21 protein-coding genes are annotated in these 25,111 nt (G+C 33.8%); 4 read left to right on the top strand and 17 right to left on the bottom strand.

Annotated features, from left to right (window positions below; genetic code table 11):
* Positions 1–56 precede the first annotated feature (56 nt).
* The 10 genes from Q0975_RS18455 to Q0975_RS18410 form a co-directional block, all read right to left on the bottom strand.
* Positions 57–1,061, bottom strand: a complete 1,005-nt coding sequence (locus Q0975_RS18455) for an NADP-dependent oxidoreductase (RefSeq protein ID WP_299439358.1) — start codon at positions 1,059–1,061, stop codon at positions 57–59.
* Positions 1,062–1,104: 43 nt separating this feature from the next.
* Complete coding sequence (locus Q0975_RS18450) at positions 1,105–1,869, bottom strand: enoyl-CoA hydratase/isomerase family protein (RefSeq protein WP_299439357.1); 765 nt, start codon at positions 1,867–1,869, stop codon at positions 1,105–1,107.
* A gap of 42 nt (positions 1,870–1,911) precedes the next feature.
* Entirely contained in the window at positions 1,912–2,667 is a 756-nt protein-coding gene (locus Q0975_RS18445) for a 3-oxoacyl-ACP reductase family protein (RefSeq protein ID WP_299439356.1), read from the bottom strand.
* A gap of 21 nt (positions 2,668–2,688) precedes the next feature.
* On the bottom strand, positions 2,689–3,075 hold the full coding sequence (locus Q0975_RS18440; protein WP_299439355.1) for a hypothetical protein: 387 nt from the start codon (positions 3,073–3,075) through the stop codon (positions 2,689–2,691).
* A 38-nt stretch (positions 3,076–3,113) separates the two neighbouring features.
* Positions 3,114–3,749 (bottom strand): transglutaminase-like domain-containing protein, encoded by a 636-nt coding sequence (locus tag Q0975_RS18435; RefSeq protein WP_299439354.1) that lies wholly within the window; start codon positions 3,747–3,749, stop codon positions 3,114–3,116.
* Positions 3,750–3,760: 11 nt separating this feature from the next.
* Entirely contained in the window at positions 3,761–4,813 is a 1,053-nt protein-coding gene (locus Q0975_RS18430; RefSeq protein WP_299439353.1) for a phosphotransferase family protein, read from the bottom strand.
* Between the two features lie 207 nt (positions 4,814–5,020).
* Positions 5,021–6,235: an acyl-CoA dehydrogenase family protein gene (locus Q0975_RS18425; protein ID WP_299439352.1), complete on the bottom strand. Its 1,215-nt coding sequence runs from the start codon at positions 6,233–6,235 to the stop codon at positions 5,021–5,023.
* Positions 6,236–6,295: 60 nt separating this feature from the next.
* Complete coding sequence (locus Q0975_RS18420) at positions 6,296–7,072, bottom strand: glucose 1-dehydrogenase (RefSeq protein ID WP_299439351.1); 777 nt, start codon at positions 7,070–7,072, stop codon at positions 6,296–6,298.
* 156 nt (positions 7,073–7,228) lie between these two features.
* Complete coding sequence (locus Q0975_RS18415; RefSeq protein ID WP_299439350.1) at positions 7,229–9,043, bottom strand: acyl-CoA dehydrogenase; 1,815 nt, start codon at positions 9,041–9,043, stop codon at positions 7,229–7,231.
* A gap of 362 nt (positions 9,044–9,405) precedes the next feature.
* On the bottom strand, positions 9,406–9,978 hold the full coding sequence (locus tag Q0975_RS18410) for a Crp/Fnr family transcriptional regulator (RefSeq protein ID WP_299439349.1): 573 nt from the start codon (positions 9,976–9,978) through the stop codon (positions 9,406–9,408).
* A 1,020-nt stretch (positions 9,979–10,998) separates the two neighbouring features.
* On the opposite strand from Q0975_RS18410, the gene Q0975_RS18405 reads away from it, so the two are divergent.
* Both Q0975_RS18405 and Q0975_RS18400 read left to right on the top strand, forming a co-directional pair.
* Positions 10,999–13,599 (top strand): NACHT domain-containing protein, encoded by a 2,601-nt coding sequence (locus Q0975_RS18405; RefSeq protein ID WP_299439348.1) that lies wholly within the window; start codon positions 10,999–11,001, stop codon positions 13,597–13,599.
* A 289-nt stretch (positions 13,600–13,888) separates the two neighbouring features.
* Positions 13,889–15,199, top strand: a complete 1,311-nt coding sequence (locus Q0975_RS18400; protein ID WP_299439347.1) for a DEAD/DEAH box helicase — start codon at positions 13,889–13,891, stop codon at positions 15,197–15,199.
* A 424-nt stretch (positions 15,200–15,623) separates the two neighbouring features.
* Here Q0975_RS18400 and murA read toward each other — a convergent pair whose 3' ends face one another.
* From murA to Q0975_RS18365, 7 genes are all read right to left on the bottom strand, one after another.
* Complete coding sequence (gene murA / locus Q0975_RS18395; protein ID WP_299439346.1) at positions 15,624–16,940, bottom strand: UDP-N-acetylglucosamine 1-carboxyvinyltransferase; 1,317 nt, start codon at positions 16,938–16,940, stop codon at positions 15,624–15,626.
* A 32-nt stretch (positions 16,941–16,972) separates the two neighbouring features.
* Complete coding sequence (locus tag Q0975_RS18390; protein WP_299439579.1) at positions 16,973–17,635, bottom strand: DUF4290 domain-containing protein; 663 nt, start codon at positions 17,633–17,635, stop codon at positions 16,973–16,975.
* Positions 17,636–17,806: 171 nt separating this feature from the next.
* The gene (locus tag Q0975_RS18385) at positions 17,807–18,100 is read right to left on the bottom strand and encodes a DUF493 family protein (protein ID WP_299439344.1); all 294 of its coding nucleotides are present in this window, start codon (positions 18,098–18,100) and stop codon (positions 17,807–17,809) included.
* Positions 18,101–18,159: 59 nt separating this feature from the next.
* Positions 18,160–18,771 carry a nucleotidyltransferase family protein gene (locus Q0975_RS18380; protein WP_299439341.1) on the bottom strand — a complete coding sequence of 204 codons (612 nt, stop codon included), beginning with the start codon at positions 18,769–18,771 and terminating at the stop codon, positions 18,160–18,162.
* Positions 18,755–19,825 carry an XdhC/CoxI family protein gene (locus Q0975_RS18375; RefSeq protein WP_299439340.1) on the bottom strand — a complete coding sequence of 357 codons (1,071 nt, stop codon included), beginning with the start codon at positions 19,823–19,825 and terminating at the stop codon, positions 18,755–18,757. The genes Q0975_RS18380 and Q0975_RS18375 overlap by 17 nt, the downstream gene beginning before the upstream one ends.
* A 3-nt stretch (positions 19,826–19,828) precedes the next feature.
* Positions 19,829–21,991: a molybdopterin cofactor-binding domain-containing protein gene (locus Q0975_RS18370; RefSeq protein WP_299439338.1), complete on the bottom strand. Its 2,163-nt coding sequence runs from the start codon at positions 21,989–21,991 to the stop codon at positions 19,829–19,831.
* 20 nt (positions 21,992–22,011) lie between these two features.
* On the bottom strand, positions 22,012–22,473 hold the full coding sequence (locus Q0975_RS18365) for a (2Fe-2S)-binding protein (protein WP_299439336.1): 462 nt from the start codon (positions 22,471–22,473) through the stop codon (positions 22,012–22,014).
* A 182-nt stretch (positions 22,474–22,655) separates the two neighbouring features.
* Between Q0975_RS18365 and Q0975_RS18360 the strand changes: the two genes are divergently transcribed.
* Together Q0975_RS18360 and Q0975_RS18355 are read left to right on the top strand one after the other, a co-directional pair.
* Positions 22,656–23,210, top strand: coding sequence for an ATP-binding protein (locus Q0975_RS18360; protein WP_299439334.1), 555 nt, complete (start codon positions 22,656–22,658; stop codon positions 23,208–23,210).
* Positions 23,211–23,218: 8 nt separating this feature from the next.
* Positions 23,219–25,111 carry an ATP-dependent DNA helicase RecQ gene (locus tag Q0975_RS18355; protein WP_299439332.1) on the top strand — a complete coding sequence of 631 codons (1,893 nt, stop codon included), beginning with the start codon at positions 23,219–23,221 and terminating at the stop codon, positions 25,109–25,111.

The raw sequence follows: 25,111 nt of genomic DNA, 5'->3' as shown, positions 1-25,111 counted from the left end.
TTACTTATTATGAATCGACCTTTCAGGTTTTAAAAATCTGAAAGGTCTTAATAATACTATTCTTCAATAACCTTTAAGACCAGTTTCCCCATTTTATCACCAGAAAAGAGGCGTAAGAATGTTTCATGAAAGTTTTCGATTCCGTTATAAATATCTTCTTTTGTTTTTAGTTTTCCATGAGCAATCCACCCCCCCATTTCCATAGCAGCCTTGCCATAGTCTTTAGCATAATCCATTACTACCATTCCCTGCATAGTAGCTCTGTTTACTAATAACGACAGGTAGTTTTTAGGTCCGCGCATATCTTCCATATTATTGTACTGAGAAATGGCTCCGCAGATCACAATTCGAGCATGCATACGAAGTCTTGACAATGCAGCATCTAAGATTTCTCCTCCAACATTATCAAAATAGACATCAATTCCTTTTGGGCAATCCCGCTTAATTGCTTCATAAATATCTTCTGACTTATAATCAATCGCAGCATCAAAGCCTAATTCGTTTACGACATAGTCACATTTATCCTTTCCGCCTGCAATTCCAATAACACGACATCCTTTGATTTTTGCGATTTGTCCAACCACACTACCAACAGCTCCAGCTGCTCCAGAAACCAAAACAGTATCGCCTTCTTTGATTTTCCCTACTTCTAAAATCCCGAAATACGCTGTCATTCCAGGCATACCTAGAGTTCCTATATACAACGGTAAAGGTGCTAAGCTCGGATCCACTGCATACCAATTATCTCCATTAGTAACCGTATATTGTTGTACACCACCCCAACCAGTTAGATAATCACCCTCTTTAAACTTTGGATGGTTATTCGATTTTATAACTTTTCCAATAGAACCAGCACGCATAACATCATCTAATTCAACAGGTTCTATATATGATTTACCTTCACGCATCCAACCTCTCATTGCTGGATCTAGTGAAATATAATGATGCTGTACCAGTACTTCTCCGTCAGCAGGTTCAGGAATTGGATTGGATTGTAATTCCCAAGTATTGTTATCTGGTAATCCTTCAGGGCGGTTTTTTAAGATGATTTGCTTATTCATTTTTGTGTATTATTATGTTTTACTAAAAGTTTTAAATTTTTTCCTATTTTTTCTGAAGACTCTCTACAAAAGCTTTCATTTTTGCTCTTATTTCCGGTTTCCACCAAAGTGAAATTGCTTGTTCCAGATCAATTTTAGGGTTTTCCTCCATACTTTCTAACCAATCTTTACGGAGTTTGTATTTTGTGTTTTTAAAAATATCCTCGTCTGCTTGTAAATATTGCTGCATCTTAGCTTCTGCTTTAGGCAACACTTCTTCCAAGTCACATACCTCATTGACTAATCCAGAGGTTAAAGCTTCTTCTACATTTAATAATTTCCCTCCTAAAATACATTCGTTTGCTTTTCCTTCACCTAACCAATATGAATATCCTCGAATCAGGTTATTAGAAATTTGAATGTTCACCGCAACTTCATTTAACCCGATGGTATACTTTTCTCCTTCTGCCATAATCCGGTGATCTGCAGTAATTGCTATTACACAACCTCCCGCTGGAGAATATCCAGTAATTGCACATATAAAAGGTTTGGTGAACTTTGCCAGTTGAATATACATTCCGCCAAAATCGTTAAAGAACTCATTCATTTTTGGTTTATCGTAACTATACAATTCAATTACATCTAAGCCTGCAGAAAAGAAATGTGGAGTTCCAGTGATAATAACTCCCTTTACTGTATCATCAGTTTCTAACTCTGCAAAAGCTTGTCGTATTTCTCTAGTCATTTCATGATTAATCGCATTTACCTTACCTCTGCTCAACTGAACAATCGCATAGTTCTGTTTTCTTTCTATCTTAATAGTTTGCATGCTTTGTTGTAACTTAATTTAATATGTAATAAATGAATATTTTTATAATGACGTTCCTCCATCTAAAGTAATAGTCTGACCTGTTATGAATTTGGTATTATCAGATGCCAACCAAACAACAGCCTCTGCAATCTCTTCTGCTAATCCATATCGTTTCATTGGAATAACACTTTTAAGCATTTGATCCATATCCGGACGTACTGATAATAACTTCTCTAATAAAGCAGATTCTGTATAACCAGGACATACTGCATTAATACGAATATTCTTTGTTGCGTATTCTAAAGCTGCTGATTTAGTCATTCCAACTACAGCGAATTTACTGGCGCTATAGGAAAGATTATTAAGAGAAGCTTTCAATCCAGCCAATGAAGCAATATTGACAATGTTTCCATGACCTTGTTTCATCATTTGCTGCAATGCTAATTTCATGCAATAGAATACTCCTGTTTGATTAACCGCGATAACACTATCCCAGTCTTCTAATGTGTATTCTGCTGTTTTGGACATATTTCTAGGACCAATACCCGCATTATTAACCATAATATCTACTTGTCCTAATTGCTCAACCGTTTTTGTTATTAGTTGCGCTACTTCCTCAAAGTTGGCAACATTTGCTGTAATAACGATAGCTTTACCTCCATCACCAATAATTTCATCTACTATCTGCTGTGCTTTTGTTTCTTTGATATCAGAAACTACTACAGTAGCCTTATGTTTTGCAAAATGTTTTGCGGTCGCGGCTCCAATTCCTGAACCTGCTCCTGTCACTATTACTATTTTATTTTTTACTTGCATATTGTTGTTTAGGTTGGTTGTTTATTTTTCAGTGCACAAAATCAATCTAGAATCAGCCAAAGCACGACTACGCATTTCTGCAGGATATCCTTCTTTAGTAATCATTCCAATAAACTCTTGTTTACTTTCATACGATACAATAAGTATTTTATCCCACTCTACCGTATCTTCTGGGCCAATTAAACCAAATAACGGTTTCCCTTGATACACCACTTTAGCTTTAGTATTTTGAAAAAACGGCAATATCGCATTCATATATTGTGCATAAGCCTCTGCTCCAGTAGTTCCTGTTTCTTCTACTTTATCTTTAAATTTCAACAGATTGATCATCTGAAAAGCTCCTTCAACTGGTAATGCTGTAAAATCCTGAAACTGTTTTTGAGTGATCCCTACATATGTGTTATTCATAAAAGTGGTTTTATATATCCTATTAGCGTTGTATATCTTTATAAATTAATTTCAGTTTGCCCTTCATACTTTTTAGCTATTTCTGAATAGTGTTCTTTAATGTTATTAAATATAAAATCAAGAGGTACATCTTCAAAATGTCCATAATCTTCTATATACTCCATAAAAACACCTCCTTGATTGTCATATTCCTGAAACATAGAATCCTGTTCTCCGTCAAATTCCAAAGGTGCCACATTACATTTTTCGCATAGCGCTTTATTAAAAGCGGGAGACGCTTTTACCCATTTTCCATCTAAATATACATTCACCATTCCGTGTGGTGTTAATTCATTTGTCCCGAATTTTTCTATCAATCGTTCGACACCAATATGATTCTTTACTTTGGCTAAATGTATTCTTGCCGGTATTCCCAATGCACGTAAGCAAGCAATTAACAAAATTGCCTTATCCAAACAGTGACCACTGTTCTTTTTTGCGGTAGTACTTGCTTTATACCCTTCTGTAGTTAAACTAATAAGATATGGATCGTAACGCCAGTTATCCCGTATTTTTAGATATAATTGTTTTGCTTTTTCTTTAGGAGTTAATGTATCTGTTTTGAATTCCTTAATAATATTCTGGATCTCTTCTCTTTCATAATCAAAAAAGTATGTTGCTGCTAAATAATCCATTCTTATTTATTTTAATCTATTTTTTTAGTCTGAATAGCTTGCCATGCTAGATTGCATAATAACTCTGCTGCTTTATTTAGTTGAGCAAAACGAGGATCCGTAGTTAATCCTTTACTATATCTATAATAAATCTGTTGAGCAATTACAGCGATCTTAAAAAGTCCAAAAGCATAATAAAACACAAGATGGTCCACTTCTCTGCCGCTTTTTTGGGCATACAATTCAACGATCTCACTTCTGCTTGGATTTCCTTCCATAATCGTTGGTGATGGAATTCCTTGTTGAACAAATGCGTGATCACTACTCATGGTCCAATACCCCAAAGAGGTTCCTAAATCCATTAGCGGATCTCCTAAAGTTGCCATTTCCCAGTCTAGTACTGCATTTACTTCTTTCCAACTATCATCTTTAAAAACTACATTGTCGTATTTAAAATCATTATGAACCAGACTATACTTATAATCCTTAGGTTGATGTTCATCCATCCATTTCATTACCTTTTCTGCTGCTGGAACATCATCTGTTGCTGCATTGAGATATTGCTTCCCCCAATTCAGCACTTGTCGACTTACATATCCTTCTGGTTTCCCTAAATCACCTAACCCTACCGCTCGATAATCTATTTTATGAAGTTCTACAAAAGTATCTAACCAGGAATCTGCAATGGTTTTAAAATCACCTGCAGAAACATTTCTTTTTTTAGCTTCTCGAGCACTTAAAATAATACCATCTACCTTTTCCATAATATAAAAAGGGCAACCTAAAATGCTTTCATCATCTGTAAACGAATACATTTTTGGAACTTTCGGAAAAGCGGTATACACTCCTGATTGTACTTTAAATTCACGCCCCATATCGTGACCTCTTTTTATAGCTCCAAATGGAGGACGACGCAGCACATATTCCTTACCTTCTATTTTTATTAAATAGGTGAGATTAGAATAGCCATGTGTATATTGTTCTACTTGCCAACTACTTTGATCATCATCAATCAAACCTTCTTTATGTAGGTATGATTTTAAGGTTTCTTCGTTAAGTTCTTCTCCTTTACGTACGTTTTGCATTATTTATATAGTTGATTAGTACAAAAAACATTGTATCTAATATTATGATATATCACTTATGTTTTCTTCTCTAGGGGAAAGAGTAAGATTGAAATGAGTTTATTTTGAAAATCTCCTCATCCTAGCCTTCTCCCTCTGGAGAAGGAACTACTTATATATTGTATTAAATTTCATTGCTCCATAAACTTAATAGATACTTATTATTTTTTACTCCGAGTATTTCTTTATAACACTTTTCCCTAACTGATACATATGAACCTCATCAGGACCATCTGCTAAACGTAACATTCTAGCTGCTACAAAAAAGTGCGCTAGCGGTGTATCTGGCCCTACTCCTTTTCCACCGTGTATTTGCATAGCTCTATCAATTACTTTTAATGCCATATTAGGAGCTACTATTTTTATCATTGCGATCAAGTCTTTGGATGCTTTATTACCTAACTTGTCCATTTTATCGGCAGCAGAAAGTGTCAACAATCTTGCTTGTTCAATATCACATTGTGATTGAGCTATCTCTTGACGAATACTACTATAGTCTCTAAACGTCTTTCCGAAAGCAATACGTTCAGCAGCTCGCTTAGACATTAATTCTAAAGATCGCTGTGCCATACCAATCAAACGCATACAATGATGAATCCGTCCTGGCCCTAATCGTCCTTGTGCAATTTCGAAACCTCTTCCTTCTCCTAATATCAAATTCTCTTTAGGTACTCGCACATTTTCCAAAACGATCTCTGCATGTCCTTCTGGCGAATCATAAAACCCAAACACAGATAAGGGTCTGATAATTTTTAATCCAGGTGTATCCATGGGAACCAATATCATACTCTGTTGTTGATGTCTTGGTGCATTAGGATCTGTTTTTCCCATTACGATTGCAATTTTACAATCAGGATTCATTCCTCCGGAAGACCACCATTTCGTACCATTAATAACATATTGATCTCCATCTCTGACAATAGAGGTCTCAATATTCGTTGCATCCGACGAAGCTACCTGAGGTTCTGTCATCAAAAAAGCTGAGCGAATATCTCCATTCATTAGAGGCTCTAACCACCTTTTCTGTTGTTCTGAAGATCCATATTTGGCTAATACCTCCATGTTTCCAGTATCAGGAGCACTGCAATTGAAGATCTCTGAAGACCATAATATACGTCCCATAATTTCTGCCAAAGGAGCATATTCTAAATTTGTTAATCCAGGGCTTAGATCTCCATAATTTTTAGGTAAAAACAAGTTCCATAAACCGGCTGCTTTTGCCTTTGCTTTTAAATCTTCCATTCCTGGCCAGGATTGCCATCGGTTATCTGGGTTATATAAAAAGGCATTTACTTCTTCTTCTACAGGAAGTATGTGTTCTTCAAAAAAAGCGATCAGCTTTTGTTGAAGAACTATAATTTTTTCTGAATAATCAAAATTCATTCTGTACGTATGTTATTATGTTTTTCTATGGATCAGATGATAAAGAGTTTGTGGTAGTAACTACCCAGCAATCATATATCCTCCATCTGCGTTATATACACTTCCTGTCATATAAGCTCCTGCTTCTGAAGCTAATAAACATACCATTCCAGCCATTTCATCTGGCATTCCCATTCGAGCAGTTGGTAACGTCTTTTCTATTTTATTAAGTAATTTTTCGTTTTGCCAAAGTGCCGCACTAAATTTAGTTTTGATCAATCCCGGACAGAGTACATTGGCTCGAATCCCATATTGTCCCCATTCTTTTGCTTGATTTTTGGTCAACATTAATAAAGCCGCTTTACTAGTGCTATATAATCCTAATCCTGCTCCTGGATGTAGTGCTTCTACTGAAGCAATATTAATAATACTACCTCCACCACGTTCTTGCATTGAAGGCAAGGTTAGATTAGATAACATCCATGGCGCTTTTACGTTAACGTCCATAATTTTATCAAACACTTCTTCTTCTGCATCCTCAATAGGTCCGTAGATTGGATTGATAGCAGCATTATTTACCAAAATATCTATTCCACCATAATGCTCGATTGTTTTTTGTACCAGATGTTTACGTTGATCTGCTTTACCAATATGACAAGCAATACCAACGGCTTCTAATCCTGCCGCTTTAAACGCTGCTGCTACTGCATCTACAGCTTCCTGATTTCGGCTACTGATTACGACCTTTGCACCATGTTCTGCTAATCCTTGTGCTATGGATTTTCCGATTCCTTTACTTGAACCTGTAACAATAGCTACTTTTCCTTCTAAATTAAATGATTGTTTTATACTGTTCATTATGTAGTTAATGAATTAATTTTTTAATGATAAAATGATTCAATGTTGAAACTAAAAATTAATTAAACATTATGCAAATTATCCCTCATTCTTGTTTCTCCCCAAGGGAGAAATGATAAAATGTTTGTGTAATTAATTTTATAAATGCTTCAATAGTTAGTTAAAAACCTCTTTCTCTCCTGCGATTGTTAATACTTCCTCATCCATCAGAATTTCAGCAAGACCACTTGTTTTAGGTAATTCATATTTAAAATAGAACTTCATAGCGTGAATCTTACTTTCATAAAACTCTTCGGAATACGTATTTTTTCCTGTAACAATTGCATTTTTAGCATTCGTTGCCATATCTAACCATATCCACGCCATTGTAATGTTACTAAAGAATTCCATAAAAGGTGTTGCATCTGACAAGAAACGTTGATAATCTCCTTCTTTAGCAAAACCAACTAAGAACCCGATTACTTTTTGAGTCAATAGTAGTTTTTCGCCTAATGCGTTAGCATATTTTTTTAGATCATCAAATTTTGAGGCTTGTCTGATGGTTTGCATTATTTCATTATTAAGTAGTTCTAATGCTTTTCCGTTTTCCATCAGGAGTTTTCTTCCTAATAAATCTTGAGATTGTATACCGGTTGTGCCTTCATATATAGGAAAAATACGAATATCTCTATGGTATTGTTGTAGTATGAAATCTGAACAGAATCCATAACCTCCTAATACTTGTAACCCATTAGAAACCGCATGTGCTCCCATATCTGATGGATATGTTTTCACCATAGGTATAATCAATTCCAATAATAGGCTATACTTTTCTTTTTCGGCTTTGTCCTCTAATGTTTGTTTAAAATCGTAATATTTTGATGCTAATAACACCAAACTCAAAGAACCTTCTGCTATTACCTTTTGTAATAATAACATTCTACGAACATCCGGATGGTTTATAATTAAGGTTTGTCCTTGCTCTGGATCTTTCTTACCAGTACTGGCTAGTTTTCTCCCTTGTGGACGTTCTTTTGCATATTGTAATGAAGCTTGATATGCCGCTGTGGCAATTGCCGCGGCACCTCTTCCTACTGCAATACGAGCGCCATTCATCATCAAAAACATATATTTAAGACCTTGATGAGCTTCTCCTACTAACCAACCTTTACAATCATCTGCATCCCCAAAGCCCAGGTGAGTTGTGCAATAACCTCGTTGTCCCATTTTTTGGAAATCTGCAACGGTAGTTACATCATTTGCTATCAAACCTCCATTTCCATCAGGCCGTTTTTTAGGTACAATAAATAAGGATATTCCTTTGGTTCCGGCTGGTGCTCCTTCGATACGAGCTAAAACCAAGTGTACAAAATTCTCAGCATATTGATGATCCCCACCAGAAATAAATATTTTTTGTCCTAATATTTTATAAGAACCATCTTCTTGAGGTGTTGCTTTAGTAACCACATCTGATAAAGAGCTCCCTGCTTGCGGTTCTGTTAAACACATAGTACCTCCCCAATTTCCAGAAAGCATATTAGGAACATAGGTGTCATTTAATTCTTTACTAGCAAAATGAATAATCAATTCTGCAGCTCCTAATGTTAGTCCTACATATCCTGGTAAATGATTATTAGCAGCATCTTGAATAAAAGCAGATGCTGTATAGATCATCATTGGTAACTGTAATCCTCCTGCATCATAATCAAAGGTTCCGGAAATGAGTCCCATCTCCCCTCCTTTTTTCATCATCACTTCTACCTGTTTATGAACCACTACACCACCATCTTTATGATACGCGGGATTTTCGTCCATTTCCTTAATATAAGGAAACAATTCGCGATCCGAGAATTCTTTAACTGAATCTAAAAACAAATTAAGAGATTCTTTATCATGATCTGCAAAACGATCTTGCTGTAGCACCTCTTTTAATTGATGAACATCATACAAAAGGTATTTTAGGGTATCTATATCTATATATTCTTTAGCCATTCTTTGAAGTTTTAAGAAGTTGATTATTGACAACACAATAAATTTCGTGAATATTTAGTAGATTCTAATTAAACTGGTTTAATAAATACGAATTTTAAGATTTTCTTTGGTTTTAGTTATAAAAAAAACATCTAAAAAATAGCTTCTAAAAACACCTTAAGCATACATAACCTCTCGTCTCCGCTCGAGGTGACAGAATGGGAAGTAGTAGAGAAATAATAATTCATTAAAAAACATCCATCCTTAGTCCTTCCTTCAAAGGAAGGATACAAAAAAGTCTCTCTTAGAAGGGAGATTTAGAGGGATGTTATCACTACAATACGCTGAAAAAAAAAGCTAAGGATAGAAATAATGAATTTCGGCTATTGCTTACTCAATCTTTTTCTGATTTTAGAAAGTCCTACGGGAGTTAACCCTAGATAAGAAGCAATAAGATATTGCGGAACACGCTGAAAAAGAGATGGGCGTCTCTCTAATAACTGTAAGTAACGTTCTTGATTAGAAAGGTTTTTGATCCTATTCATCCGCTGGAAATTATTAATAAATGCTTTTTGCATAGACAATCTTCCAAAACGTTCTAACGCATGGGAGTGATCAAAGACTTTTAATGCATCAGACTTAGAAATGGTATACACAACAGAATCTTCTGTTACTTCTAAATATGATTCTGAAGGGATTTCTTCTATATATGGATATAAATCTGTAAAAAAAGAACCATCTGTGAAAAATTCCATGACCCTTGTTATTCCATCTTCTATCGTATAATAGGTTACACAGCCTTGTTTCATGAAATAAAAATCGTGAATGTATTGACCAGGTTGTATAAGGTGACTCCCTTTTTTTAACTCCTCCCTTTTGTAGAATTGAAGTCCAAACTCCATATCAGAGTCACTAACTGGCGTAAAAGAGCGTATTTTTTGTTCTAAATCTTTCAATGTGTCTGGCTATAATAGCGAAAGAACAAAATATTTAGGTATTGAGCAAGCCTTATAGATGTTATCACCGAGATAATAATAAACTTCAGGATAAACAGATTTTGAAACCTATTTAGTTTTAAATAATATTCTTAACTCTGTTAAATCAATTTACCACAACTCTACCTTTTCATTTTCTTTGTTCGTCCAAAGAAAACGAAACAAAAGAAAAGACGCTTTTTTCAAGGTATTTTTATCTGCTTAAGCAGATAAAACCAGATTTATTTTACTAAAACCTTTCCAAGGCTTCAAGATTTTTTAACGCAAAACAAATCTTATACTGGTGAAAAAAGGTTTACAAAGCGCTGCTTTGAAACGATAATTGTTACAGGTAATAAATTATTATGTGTTGTATATGCAAAAAAGAGGTTGCTTATGGGAGCAACCTCTCTTACTATTTATAAACTACACTAAACAATTTATTATTATTTACGGATCGCATAGCGAGATGCGCCGGGAAGGTCTCTTAAAAAAGAAACTGTACTTTTTAAGATAAGCTCAATAGAAGAATAAAGATGATTCATAACTGTGTGATTTAAGGTTTAACTGATGTAAATATACGAAGTTATTAACATATAATCAACATTATCAGCAAGTTAGTGTTAATAATTATATGTAAAACTCATTTTAATCGATTAAAAGCAGAAAAAATGTTAATAAAAATGTTTATAAGTATTATTTTCCTACAAAAATTGTTGATAACCTAAGTTGAACTGTTAAAAACATCCGGTTTATGAACAAAAAACTGTGAACATTGATGGTTATTAACAATTTTGAGGGAAAAATCCCATTAAAACACAGTTATATTGTTGATAACCAAAAATAATTATTAGTTTAGCTGCACTTACCCCATCCATTATCAACATTGCATTATACCGTTATTTGTAGCAAGACTACCTTATTGTGGTTTTCCGTAAAGGAAATTCAGGAAGTTGAGTTAGGTTTGGTATTGGAGAAAAAATGCTTTAAAAATATATAAAAATGCAAAAAATAAGAGAATCCAAAATTGCTGAAATTAAAAACAAAGCTTCTAAACCTATTATTTATAATGGAAAATTCCCTTTTAATGACATAACTGATAGGGAATTCGAAGTTTTGAGCTACGATATTTTTAAAGAAAGAATCAAATTTGATGATAAAGATTTTTTTGGGAAATTTGATAAAATCGATTTAATGTCAGGGGTTGGAGAAAAAGGATTCGACTGTACTTTATACTATAAGGGCAAAATTAATGGCTTAATACAATGTAAAAAATATAAGACTAGATTAACCAAACCACAAATTATAAATGAATTCTTAAAATTTGTTTTGCATGCTATTATAAACCCAAATCTTATACCTAATAAAAATAATTTTACATATTACTTTATTACTAGTACTGGTTTTGCTAATACTGCAATTCGATATTTATCTGATTTTAATCGAAATATTATTAATGAAGATTTGAATAAATTATGCTCTGAAATAGCATCGAAGTATGAGTTATTAAAAAACATAAATATTGATGATAAAATCCAAGAAATAAAAAAACTTGTAAAAGACATTAAAGTAAATAAAATAATACCTGAGGATCTCAATTTATATTTACAAGATTATCCACTTATAGCAAAAACATACTTTAAAATATTTACAGCCACCGATAATACATTAATTGAAAACATTATAACAACATATTTAGATCCTATATTAAATAGCCTTAAAGGAAATAAAATACCTTTCAATGATCATAAAGATTTCTCATTCAGATTTAAAACATACCTATCGCAAGCTCTTAACAGATATTCTTCAGCTCAGACACTAGTTTTTGGAAATCAACAAAAAAAAATAGAAGACTATTATTACCCTTTAACACTTACGTGTAAAAAGGAATCTGACAATCATACTAAAATAAAGACTTACGAATTTTCTGACAACTTTATTCCTAAGTATAAAAAAGTATTGATTTGTGACCAAGGTGGAATGGGTAAATCAACTATTCTGAAATGGTTATTTAGATCCTGTATACTAAAAAATAAGGGGATTCCTATTTTTATAGAACTAAGAAGTTTAAGTAAAAAGAATACGATTATCGATGAAATCACAATGCAATTGGAACCATTAAATGTTGAATTAGAAAAATCCGTTACAAGAAATTTAATATCTCAAGGAAATTTCATTTTCTTTTTAGACGGATATGACGAAATTTCTAAAAAAAACAAAACAAGCGTTACAGGTGATTTAACTAATTTTATTGCAAAAGCAGATAATAATTTATTCATAATAACATCTCGCCCTGAAGATGCATTAAAAACTTTTGGGAATTTTCAAGAATTTAGCATTGATAGACTTAAAACAGAGGAATCGTATGAATTAATCAAAAAAATAGGGAATAATAATGCCAAATCAATTCAATTAATTTCTCAACTTAAATCTGACGATAGAGAAGAACTAATTCAGTTTTTAGAAAGTCCGTTATTAATTTCTTTACTTTATAAAAAATTTGAACATCGAGAAACTATCCCTCTCCAAAAGCAAGAATTTTATTGGGAAGTATTCGAAGCACTTTTTCAAGCGCATGACATAATCAAAGGAGATAGGTTTGAGCGAGAAAAAGAATCAGGATTAAGCCTTTACGAATTCCACAAAATATTAAGAGGATTAGGTTACTTTACTGCTTTATTAAATCAATTAGAATTTAACTATGCTGAGCTAGAGCGTTACATTAAAAAATCTAATAATTTTTTTCCTGGAGTAAAGTTCGATACTAATAAGTTTATACTAGATATAATTAGTAATGTACCTATTTTCCAAAAGGAAGGATTGAAATTAAAATGGGCACATAAAACTCTACAAGAGTATTTTGCTTCAGAATTCATATGTAGAGACACAAAAGAAAATCAGGGTAAAATCTTAAATAAACTCTATAATGGAGAAAATTCAAAATCGTATTTTGGAATAATCGATATGTGTTATGAAATAGATTATAAATCTTTCAGAAAACATATACTTTACCAGAAGTGTAAAGAATACTCAACCTTTTATAAAAATTTTATTATCCAATATAAAAATCACAAAAACTTCGATATTATCGTACAAATTGCAAATTACCAATTCGATAGCAAAATTATTTTTTTTAAGTATAGCACCAAAGAAATTATAAAAGTAATAAATAAACTGATGGACGACCAATCGTCGTTAGAAAAGCATTTCGAATGTAAAATTAAATCAATTGAATTTATAATAGGATATGCAAAAAATTCAAAAAAACATGTTTGTTATTTAAATATTAATAAAGAATTCCCTCTTAAAACATTGCTTTTCAAGAAAAAAGATAGTTTAATATCTATCAATAAAATTAAATCTACAAAAAGTAAGAGTTTTAATATCAAATACGAAACACAACTTGATGATATTTCTTGCCATATATTACCAAAAACGGTAAAAGAAATAGTTGAAAATAATTCAAAGTATATTGTTTCTTATTCGAATGCACTTGAAAATCAAATTTATAATATAAAGAATTGTGAAAAATTAATTCAGGAAGTAGAAAAAGAAAAAGAAAAAGAAAAAAATACAGATTTCTTTTTCCAAGGAATGGATTAACTCTAACAATAAAGTTTATAACTCAATAATACTAATTTATAATACTAACTTGAATCTTTTAGTAAATACTATTAAAAGAGTATCACTGTGAAAAACTCTCCTTCCACTTCTTATAACACATCAAAAATTATTGCAACATATACTAAAACACTAGCAATTATGATTCGCAATAATTCAGAAAAACTAAATAGATTGATGAATTTAATCGCTTCTCTAAGTTTACCTTGAATAATTATCAAAGGGATAAAAAAACATTCACATATTTCTCTTTTAACTGTACCTTTGTCGAATGTCAAGTACTATGAAAAATCAGCAACATATATTACAAAAACTAGGAATCTCAACCCTAAATCCTATGCAGGAAGAGGCTAAACTAGCGATTTCATCTAGTGATAATGTTGTGTTGCTCTCTCCTACCGGAACGGGTAAAACCGTTGCCTTTTTACTACCTATAATTGCAGCATTAGATTCGGATTGTGCAGAGATACAGACGTTGGTGCTAGTGCCATCCAGAGAATTAGCCATACAGATAGAACAAGTAGCCAGAGATATGGGTACGGGTTATAAGGTGAATGCTGTGTATGGAGGTCGATCGGGATCACAGGATAAATTAGATCTAAGACATCGACCTGCGATTCTTATTGGAACACCTGGTAGAGTTGCGGATCGTTTAAGACGTGATAGTTTTTCTGTAGATCATATCAACACCATCGTTCTAGATGAGTTTGACAAATCATTAGAGGTCGGTTTCGAAGTAGAAATGACAGAAATTATCGATGCATTACCAAATATTCAAAAAAGAGTACTAACCTCAGCAACACAAGAAGTAGCAATACCAGATTTCGTAGGGTTACAAAACCCAGTACAAATTGATTATCTGGATGAAGCTTCTTCTCAATTACAAATAAAAACAATCATCTCCGAAACCAAAGATAAGCTTCCAACATTAGTAAAAGCATTAAGTCATATCGGGAATCAACCGGGAATTATCTTTTGTAATTATAAAGAATCGATTCAGCGAGTGAGTGACTTTCTAAAGGAACATAAAATTAGTCACGGTTGCTTTTATGGAGGTATGGAACAAAAGGACAGAGAACGTGCTTTGATTAAGTTCAGAAACGGAACACATCAGATTATCATCGCTACTGATCTGGCAGCAAGAGGAATTGATGTTCCTGAAATCAAATATATTATTCATTACCATCTACCACTTAAAAGCCAAGAATTTACTCATAGAAATGGTAGAACCGCCAGAATGAATGCTGATGGAACTGCTTATATTCTACAATGGAAAAACGAGGAACTTCCGGAATTCATAACAGATCTAGATGAAGAAGTGTTAGCAGATGCTTCTATTCCAACCCCATCTGGTTGGGAAACTTTATTTGTTTCTGGAGGACGACGTGATAAGATTTCCAAAGGTGATATCGCCGGACTTTTCTTTAAGCAAGGTAAGCTCAGTAAAGATGAATTGGGCATTATCGAAATCAAGCCTGATTGTGCGTTTGTAGCGGTCAAAGCTTCTAAAGCAAAGAAAGTTATCGAACAAGTTACAAATACAAGATTGAAGAAGAAGAAAGTAAGAGTTTCTATGATATAACAAAAAACTAGTACTAAAATAGTTTAATCTATACTGTTATTTTAACGTGAGTTCGATCTAAGAACAGAGTTTAAAAAAGTTTTCAAATTGAGTGATTTTTCACAGTGACCTCTCGACTACGCTCGAGGTGACAGGAGAAAAATTGTATCTATACTTCGACAAGCTCAGCATGACAAGGCTTTTTTTCAAAATCGTTTGGCTACGTTATAGAAATCTGACTGACGTAAATATTCTTATGTCGAACTAAGGTTGTTTTAAGAGAAGGTGAAACCCCAGTAATTACAAAAACTACCTCTCGACAAAGCCTGTATTGAGCTTAGTCGAAATGCTCGAGGTGACTGTTGCTTTTTTCAAGTAAGTCCATAAAAAAAGGAACCATAATTACTATAGTTCCTCTTATTTATGTTCTATAAAAATACTGTTTTTAAGACTCTATTCGGGTAATTTTTGCTCCAATAGCTCTTAGACGTTCATCAATATTTTCGTACCCACGATCAATTTGTTCGATATTATGAATCGTAGAAGTACCTTTGGCACTCAATGCAGCAATCAATAACGAAATTCCTGCTCTAATATCTGGAGATACCATTGTAGTAGCTTTTAGTGTAGACTGAAAGTCATGACCTATAATAGTTGCTCTGTGCGGGTCACAAAGAATAATCTTTGCTCCCATATCAATTAGTTTGTCTACAAAGAACAAACGACTCTCGAACATTTTTTGATGTACCATCACTTCTCCTCTAGCCTGCGTAGCAATTACTAAAACGATACTTAGTAAATCAGGAGTGAATCCCGGCCAAGGCGCATCTGCAATGGTCATAAAAGATCCATCGATATAACTTTCGATCTGATACCCATCTTTATGTGCAGGAATATAAATATCATCGCCTACACGTTCTAAAGTGATTCCTAGTTTTCTGAAAGTATTAGGAATAACTCCTAAATTCTCCCAGCTTACATTCTTAATTGTAATTTCACTCTTGGTCATAGCAGCTAAACCTATCCATGATCCAATTTCAATCATATCTGGTAATACTCGGTGCTCACAACCTCCAAGAGATTCAACTCCTTCTATAGTCAATAGATTAGATCCAACTCCTTCGATCTTACCCCCCATAGAATTGATCATCTTACATAACTGTTGCAAATAAGGCTCACAAGCAGCGTTATAGATGGTCGTTTTTCCTTTTGCAAGCGAAGCAGCCATTACTATATTAGCAGTACCCGTAACAGAAGCTTCATCCAATAACATATAAGTACCTGTTAATCCTTCTGGTGCTTCTACGCCATAAAAACGTTCTTCCTTGTTGTATCTAAATTCTGCTCCAAGATTAATAAACCCTTCAAAGTGTGTATCAAGTCTTCGTCGTCCGATTTTATCTCCTCCAGGACGTGGAATATATCCTTTACCAAATCTTCCAAGCAAAGGTCCTACAATCATGATAGACCCTCTTAAACCGCTTCCTTCTTGTTTAAATTGCTCACTCTCCATGTAATCCAGGTTCAATTCATCACTTTTAAAGGAATACTTGCCTTTATCAAGTTTTTGAATTTTGACACCAAGATTTCTAAGGATATCTATTAATTTATTGACATCTCTAATATCTGGAATATTAGAAATGATTACTTCCTCTGGGGTTAGTAATACAGCACAAAGAATCTGTAAGGCTTCATTTTTAGCTCCTTGAGGTGTTATCTCACCTTTGAGCTGATGCCCTCCTTCTATCTGAAAAGTACTCATAAAAGTCGAATGGTTATAGTTGTTGGTATTGGTTAATAGCGTTTTTTACCTCGGTTGTTGTTGCTACCGCCACTTCGGTAATTCTTTTTACTAGAAGTATTGGAACGATAACTTTTCTTTTTACCTCTCATCAAATCACTAGCAGAGCTTAGGTCCTCTGTACTATCTCTTAAATCAATCTTACCATCACTAAGTTCAACCAGATGATTAAAAATAGCTGAATCATCAACTACATCCTTATTCCAGTTAAGGTAACATTTTTTCATATGATTTGCTATCGTATAAGTCAATGCTGTTTTTAGATCTCCATCTTCCCAGCTAATAGCTACATCGATCATTCGCTTGATATTGTTACCATAGTAACGATATTTTGGAAAATTCTGAGGATATTCTAATGGTTCTGGTCTTTCTTCCAACTTTTCCTTGGTAAGAACAGGGTATGGAGCTTCTACATCTAATTTAAAATCACTGATAATAAATAATTGATCCCATAATTTATGTTGGAAATCAGGTACATCTCTAAGGTGAGGTTGTAGGTTCCCCATTACAGCAATAATTGCTTTTGCTACTTTATTTCTTTCTTCTTTATCTTCTATCTCTACAGCTTGATCAATCATTTTCTGTAAATGACGACCATACTCTGGTATTATAAGCTTTTCTCGCTCCGTATTATATTCTAAATTGTTAATCTCCATATGCTTGTTAACGTCCATAAAAAATGTATAGTAGTATGAGCTTCTCTAAAAAGAAATGGTAAGTTATAAAAAAGACTTGTTAAGGTGTAGGCTTTTCAGTTGCTCATTAATTATTTTGCAAAATACTAAAATAATATTAGTATGCTTATTAAGTGTATAGAAATATTTCAGTTATAAAGAAATAACTCCTTCTACTTTCACCGCTACCTCTTTATATTTGATAATCACCTGATCCGGATTTTTCATTCTTACATTCACAGACACGCTGGTATATTTACCATTTTTAGATTGCTTAGTAGTAATTACTGCGCCAAGATTATCAAATATCCCTTCTATTTGGTTTACTTTATCAGAATCAGTAGGGACAATAAATTTATATAAATAAGCAGTAGGCCACAATGCGGTATCTGCCAATTGTAGTTTTAGTTTTTTATAAAATTCTTCAGAATTAGAAGCATCACTCATGTATCACAAAATTTTTGGCAAAGATACGCCATATCATTCAGATATCAGAATGCTTTTGCTTACTCTTTATCCCTTTTCAATAATACATTATACTGTTCGATTGTATCAATATCATCCGTTTTTCCCTTTCCGTCAATCGTCATTATATGATCTTTATATTTTTTCATAATATGACGTGCTCCATAATCCTCTTTAAGACCTAACAATTCTTTGAAGAAAGTCTTTGGAAATATAGCAGGAACGCCTCTTCGATCTTTTATTGCAGTAGCGACAACGGTATCTTTATTCTTATTAAATTTCGAAATCAAACTATCTAAATGTATCGTATCTATTAAAGGTTGATCTACTAAAGTTATCAAAGCCGCATCAAAGCTTCTTTGTACTTCCATAATATGTTGTATTCCGAAACTTATAGAAGATCCCATGCCAGATTTCCAATTCTGATTGTAAAGGATTTCTACAGAAAAATGTTTAATTTCTTTTTGAATTAATTCAAAATTTGCTCCTAAAACAACAAAGGTTGTAAGATTTTTTAATTGTAATGATTTTTCAACTTCATGACCAATCAATGTGCTGTTTTTCCAAGCCAATAACTGCTTAGGACTTCCCAAACGACTAGAAGATCCTGCTGCTACTATAATATGCGCAATATTGTTAGTTGTTTTTTGCAATGTCTGATATCATTTCCTTTTCGATATTTCCATGAATTCCACCCTTTTTATCCTGTAATGGAATTGGTTTCTGATTATGAACGATGGATAATATTTCTGCAATAATAGAAATCGCAATTTCTTGTGGTGTCTCTGCTCCTAGATTTAGTCCGGCAGGTCCATGAATACAATCCATAAATTCATCGGTCACCTCCGGAAAATACTCTATAAATGCAGATAACAACTTCTCCCTTCTTCTAGAAGGCCCTAATAGTCCTATATAAACAGGCTGCGTATCTTTTATTGCCTGTAGATACAATAAATCTTTAGCAAAATTATGGGTCATCAGGATGATTGCTGTTTGCTCATCCACCTTATCAATCACTAAATTTTCATGTGATTGATTTAGCACTTTATTAGCTCCTGGAAAATCAGATGGTACTTTTGGATTTTTAGGAGTATTCACCACTTCTACTTCCCATCCAGTTGCATTAGCTATAGTACTTAATTGTATCGCATCGTGTTCAGATCCAATAATAACCAACCGAAAACAGGGTAGCATCTCACGATCAAAACAAGCCAAAGCGGTATCCTGTTTTAGGATATCAATATCAAAATGATCAGAAAATTTAAATTCCTCGGTAGCCTCAAAAACAACTGTAGATCCCATATAACAATCACGTTCTTCATCCTCAGTATAATATGATTTAATCTCAAAAGGAGTTCGGGAAACTAAATACTGCTGTATTCTATTAATGGTTTCCTTACTTATAGAAAAAGGTTCAATCAATATATATAAGATACCTTCACAACCCAGACGATATCGTCCGTTATAGGTCATCATCTTAGCTTTACCGGTAGTAAAAACTGATTGAGATTGTCTTAATACTTCTTTTTCTACACAACCACCACTTACGGCACCGGTCATTTGCCCATTTCCCAAAATAAGCATTCCAACTCCAGGTCTTCGGTACGACGAGCCGTCAATGTTAACTACTGTTGCAATGACGGCTCGTATTCCCTTCTGACTCGCTTCCTGATATGATGTTATTATTTCTTTAAACTCGTGTGTCATATATTATCCCAACAATGCTTTGTTTTCCATGTTTTTAACAAAGGGTTGTTTCGTCAACCTCACTCCTTTTGCTGCTTTAATAGCATTAGCCACTGCGGCACCTGCAGGAGGTAATGTAGGCTCTCCTAATCCCGTTGGAGCGATATTACTCTCAATGAAATGAGTTTCTACAATGGGTGTTTCGTTCATTCGTATCAAACGATAGGTATCAAAATTGGTGTCCTGTGGTTCTCCTACTTTAAACGAAAAATCACCATACATAGCATGACCAATACCATCAATAACTCCTCCTTCAATCTGATTTTTAGCTCCTAATGGGTTAACTACAATTCCACAATCAACCACACAAGTCACTTTTTTAACAACTGGTTGATCGTCCACTAATACTACGTCTGCCACTTCAGCAACGTGCGTATTATGGCAGTAATAAGAACTAAATCCTTGGTATACACCTTCTGGTTTTTTGCCCCATTCAGATTTCTCAACAGCCGTTTTAATTACCTGTGTTAAACGTTCTGGAGAATATTGTATTCGTTCATCTGTATTTGCTTTTACGTTCTTCAATAAATCTAATCGAAGTTGAATATTATCTACTTCCATTAATTCTGCAAGTTCATCAAAGAAACTTTGCTCCGCAAAAGCCAGAAAATTAGTATAAGGCGCTCTCCAGGCTCCAATAGTAATATTACTATCATACTTCGCTACATCTACCTGATAATTCTCTACAGCTCCTGCTGGAAAGAAGTTAGGAATCAATCCATACATATTAGAATTAACAGCGGCTTCTTTTAGGTGATATCCTGTTAATTTACCATCCTTTATAGCTGCACTAATTTTGTATTTTATAGCAGGTCGATATATTCCGGCAGACATATCGTCTTCTCTGGAATACACAACTTTTACAGGTTTCTTGGAGATATTAGATATTTCTGCTGCTTCAAGAGCAAAATCACCATACAATCTTCTTCCAAAACCACCACCCATTCTTGTCATATCGACAGATACTTCTTCAGGTTTTCTTTCTAAAAGGGAAGCTACTCTTCTAGCAGTTCCTGCCGGTGTTTGGATTGGGCCCACTAATCTCACTTTCTCATCTGTAACATGCGCAAAGAAATTCATAGGTTCCATACAGTTGTGCGGAAGAAAAGGAGATTCATATACTCTTTCCAAGACTTTATCCGCTGCTGCAAATGCTTTTTTAACATCACCATCAGCGCGCATCGTATTAAACTCTTTACCGTTTAAAAGATCTGTCAATGCTTTATCATGATCTGCCGTACTTTCAAGCTTAGAATCGTCTATCCACTTTGCTTTCACAGTCTTTTTACCTTTCATAGCTGACCAGGTATTCTCTCCTAATACTGCGATTTTATCACCAAACTTAAATACATCTATTACTCCTGTAACTGCCTTAGCTTCTGTTGCATCAAAATCATCTAATTTTTTTCCAAAAGCAGGAGGTCTCAAAACGGAAACATACACCATACCTTCTTCTTTATAATCCATACCAAATAAAGGCTTTCCGGTAATGATTTTATCCACATCTACATTATGAATATCTTTTCCTATAATAGTAAAATCTTTTGGGTCTTTCAGTTTTATGTTTTCTGGTACTTTTAAAGAAGCTGCTTCTTTTACGACTTCTCCGTACCCTAATTTATCTCCATTACTATTCTTGATAACGCCATTCTCTGTGCTACAGGTTGAAGCATCAACACCCCATTTAGCAGCAGCAGCATTAATCAGCATTTGTCTCGCTGTAGCTCCGGTTTGTCTCAATGGCTCCCAACCCTGTCTTAATGATTGACTTCCTCCAGCAACTTGTCGGGTAAAATTTTTGGTATCTAAAGCTCCTTGAGCCACATGAACATGTTCCCATGCAACATCTAGTTCTTCAGCAATCAGCATAGGCATAGATGTTTTTACGCCTTGTCCAATTTCTGGATTTGGTGAAAAAATAGTCACCATACCATTATCTGCAATTTTAATAAAAGCATTAAAATCGTTAAAGTTCAAATCAGCAATATCAACAATATCTGTTGGCGGTGTAACCTCGGGTTTACAAGCTTGAAATAGATTAAAGCCAATCAAGATTCCTCCACCGGCTAACGCTGATGTTCTTATAAATGACCTTCTACTTACAGAAGGAGTTGTTATACGTTTCATTTTTCTGGGATTTAAATTGGTTAGCTTATTTTACTTGCTGCTTGTTCTACTGCCTTTTCTATTCTATTATAAGAAGCACATCTACAGATATTACCGCTCATAGCATCTCTAATCTCTTCTCTATTAGGATTAGGGTTTTGTTCCAGAAAAGCTGCAGCAGTCATAATCTGACCAGCTTGGCAGTATCCACATTGAGGTACATCGATTTCTTTCCAAGCTTGTTGCACTGGGTGTGAAACATCTTTGGATAAACCTTCTATTGTTTTGATATCCATTTCTGTTGCAACAGAAACTTTTAACAAACAACTTCTGGTAGCAACTCCATCTACATGAATAGTACAGGCACCACATTGTCCAATACCGCAACCGAATTTAGTTCCAACCAGATCAAAATGATCTCGTAATACCCATAAAAGAGGCGTGTCTTCATCCGCTTCTACAGAAAGCGATTGACCATTTACTTTTAGATTATAAACAGGCATGAGTTTAAATTTTAAGATTTGTATTTAATTAGTCTAAATAAGAGAATAATCACTATTTCGTTATTGAAGTTACTAAAAATACGGATGGACAAATTCAACTTTAACAGAGCTTTATGGTATACTTATCAAAGTATTTTCAAAATCATTTTATAATTCCGAAATTCGCCACAAAATATATTTCTTTGGCAAAACATAAAATAGTTATCACAGGAGGTCCTTCTACAGGAAAAACATCAATCATTAAAGCACTGGAAGAAGATGGTTTCTTTTGTTTTCCTGAATTTATCAGAAGTATTACTCAAGAAGCGAAAAATAATGACGCTGTGGATATTGTTTCTAATCCCATCGCTTCTGTTTCTGATCCTTATGATTTCAATATACAATTAATGAATGGCAGGATTAATCAATACAAAGATCCTATTGCCAACGACAAGGGCATTGCTTTTTACGATAGAGGAATACCAGACGTACTAGCATATATGGATCTTTTTAAACAAACATACGATGCTCCATTTATAAAGGCTTGCAAGGACTATCTCTATGATCAGATTTTTCTATTACCTCCTTGGAAAGAAATTTATATATCTGATGCGGAACGTTATGAAAGTTTTGAAGAAGCACAACAAATACATCACCATTTATTAGAGACTTATACAAAATTTGGATACAATTGTATTGAAGTTCCTTTTGGAAATGTAAAAGAACGCAGTACCTTTATATTACAACACGTAATATAATAGTATTGATGAGTAGCCCAATCCAGCTATTACAGGAGAATTGGAATTATGATACTTTCAGACCGTTACAGGAAGAGATTATTAATGCCGTTATTGAAAACAATGATGCTTTTGCATTGCTTCCTACTGGTGGCGGTAAGTCCATTTGTTTCCAGATACCTGCACTTCTAAGACCTGGGATTTGTATTGTAATATCACCTCTCATTGCATTAATGCACGATCAGGTACAACATTTACAGCAAAAAGGTATTAAAGCCATTGCGCTCACTAGCGGAATTAAATACACGGAGTTAGATACTTTACTGGATAATTGTATTTATGGCAATTATAAATTCTTATACCTCTCGCCAGAACGTCTTCAGCAGGATTTGGTAAAAGAGCGACTCAAAAGAATGAAGATCAACCTTATTGCGATTGATGAAGCACATTGTATTTCTCAGTGGGGTAATGATTTTAGACCTTCTTATAAGAAAATCAAAATCTTAAGAGAGCTCAAACCTGCAGTTTCTATGATTGCTCTAACAGCTTCGGCCACGCCTGAAGTGGTAGATGATATCATTAAAGAACTGGATTTATTTCAACCTAAAATATTCAGACAATCTTTCTTTAGAAGTAATTTGGGATATATGGTATATCATACTTTAGATAAAAATGATAAACTCATTAGGATTCTGAATCGATATCCAGGAAGCTCTATTATTTATGTCCGAAACCGAAAATCAGCTATAGAAATTAGTGATTTTCTAAACGCAAGTGGATATACTTCTGCATATTATCACGGCGGTGTTGATGCCAAAGAAAAAACAAAACGTTTTCAGCAATGGTTAGCAGAAGAAGTTAGGGTTATGGTAGCTACTAATGCATTTGGGATGGGTATCGATAAGTCGAATGTAAAAACAATTATCCATTATAATATTCCCGAGAGTATTGAAAGTTATTTTCAGGAAGCAGGAAGAGCTGGACGTGATGGAGAAACATCTTATGCTTTTCTCCTAAAAAATGAAAATGATATTGTAAGAGTTCAAAATCAATTCATTAAAGTACTGCCAGATGTAGATTTTGTAAAATTTGTCTATCGCAAACTGTGCAATTATTTTAGAATATCATATGGAGAAGGTGAACAATCAGCACATGGTTTTAATTTTAATACCTTTTGCAAGACATACGACCTGAACACATTAATGACCTATAATACATTACAATTTTTAGATCGCTGTAGTGTTATTAACTTCACTCAAAGGTTTACTAAAAAAAGTACCGTTCATATAACAACTACAGGAGATCAACTTCTTAAATATTTAGAACAAAATACACATTTAGAATTGATCACTAAAGCAATATTACGTACCTATGGTGGTATTTTTGATGAGGAAGTAAAGGTTAACTTATCACTGATTGCTTCTAAGATTAATACATCAGAAGCAAATGTGATTGATGTTTTAAAAAAATTACAAGATGCGGAATTACTTGAGTTTAATTATAAACTAACAGATGCGGATATCGTTTTTTTAGTACCTAGAGAGGATGAGCACACTATTAATAGAGTTAAACCTTATATTAAAGAACTGAGTGCTTCTAAAGCTAACAAAGTAAAAACTATGATTCGTTTTGTACAAAATGAATCAATATGTCGAAGCAGACAGCTACTTGCCTACTTTGGAGAAAAAGATTCAAAAGACTGCGGTATCTGTAGTGTCTGCATTTCTAACAAGAAAACGGTTATAGATCCAAAAAAAATCAGAAATGATATTGTAGCGCTATTACAGCAAAAACAGTTGTCCTCCAGAGAAATAATATCACATTTAAAATGCCCTGAAGAAACAGCGCTGGAGATATTAAGAGAGCTAAATACACATAATATCATAAAAATTGATTCATATAACAACTATCAACTAGTATAA

It is taken from the genome of uncultured Aquimarina sp., from assembly GCF_947500065.1.
In the GTDB taxonomy this organism is placed as follows: domain Bacteria; phylum Bacteroidota; class Bacteroidia; order Flavobacteriales; family Flavobacteriaceae; genus Aquimarina.
This window is presented reverse-complemented; position numbering and strand designations above follow the sequence as displayed.

Excerpts from the sequence above, each read along its gene's own strand:
- Q0975_RS18455 (WP_299439358.1), bottom strand. The coding sequence starts at position 1,061 with ATGAATAAGCAAATCATCTTAAAAAACCGCCCTGAAGGATTACCAGAT.
- Q0975_RS18450 (WP_299439357.1), bottom strand. The coding sequence starts at position 1,869 with ATGCAAACTATTAAGATAGAAAGAAAACAGAACTATGCGATTGTTCAG.
- Q0975_RS18445 (WP_299439356.1), bottom strand. The coding sequence starts at position 2,667 with ATGCAAGTAAAAAATAAAATAGTAATAGTGACAGGAGCAGGTTCAGGA.
- Q0975_RS18440 (WP_299439355.1), bottom strand. The coding sequence starts at position 3,075 with ATGAATAACACATATGTAGGGATCACTCAAAAACAGTTTCAGGATTTT.
- Q0975_RS18435 (WP_299439354.1), bottom strand. The coding sequence starts at position 3,749 with ATGGATTATTTAGCAGCAACATACTTTTTTGATTATGAAAGAGAAGAG.
- Q0975_RS18430 (WP_299439353.1), bottom strand. The coding sequence starts at position 4,813 with ATGCAAAACGTACGTAAAGGAGAAGAACTTAACGAAGAAACCTTAAAA.
- Q0975_RS18425 (WP_299439352.1), bottom strand. The coding sequence starts at position 6,235 with ATGAATTTTGATTATTCAGAAAAAATTATAGTTCTTCAACAAAAGCTG.
- Q0975_RS18420 (WP_299439351.1), bottom strand. The coding sequence starts at position 7,072 with ATGAACAGTATAAAACAATCATTTAATTTAGAAGGAAAAGTAGCTATT.
- Q0975_RS18415 (WP_299439350.1), bottom strand. The coding sequence starts at position 9,043 with ATGGCTAAAGAATATATAGATATAGATACCCTAAAATACCTTTTGTAT.
- Q0975_RS18405 (WP_299439348.1), top strand. The coding sequence starts at position 10,999 with ATGCAAAAAATAAGAGAATCCAAAATTGCTGAAATTAAAAACAAAGCT.
- Q0975_RS18400 (WP_299439347.1), top strand. The coding sequence starts at position 13,889 with ATGTCAAGTACTATGAAAAATCAGCAACATATATTACAAAAACTAGGA.
- murA (WP_299439346.1), bottom strand. The coding sequence starts at position 16,940 with ATGAGTACTTTTCAGATAGAAGGAGGGCATCAGCTCAAAGGTGAGATA.
- Q0975_RS18390 (WP_299439579.1), bottom strand. The coding sequence starts at position 17,635 with ATGGAGATTAACAATTTAGAATATAATACGGAGCGAGAAAAGCTTATA.
- Q0975_RS18385 (WP_299439344.1), bottom strand. The coding sequence starts at position 18,100 with ATGAGTGATGCTTCTAATTCTGAAGAATTTTATAAAAAACTAAAACTA.
- Q0975_RS18375 (WP_299439340.1), bottom strand. The coding sequence starts at position 19,825 with ATGACACACGAGTTTAAAGAAATAATAACATCATATCAGGAAGCGAGT.
- Q0975_RS18370 (WP_299439338.1), bottom strand. The coding sequence starts at position 21,991 with ATGAAACGTATAACAACTCCTTCTGTAAGTAGAAGGTCATTTATAAGA.
- Q0975_RS18365 (WP_299439336.1), bottom strand. The coding sequence starts at position 22,473 with ATGCCTGTTTATAATCTAAAAGTAAATGGTCAATCGCTTTCTGTAGAA.
- Q0975_RS18355 (WP_299439332.1), top strand. The coding sequence starts at position 23,219 with ATGAGTAGCCCAATCCAGCTATTACAGGAGAATTGGAATTATGATACT.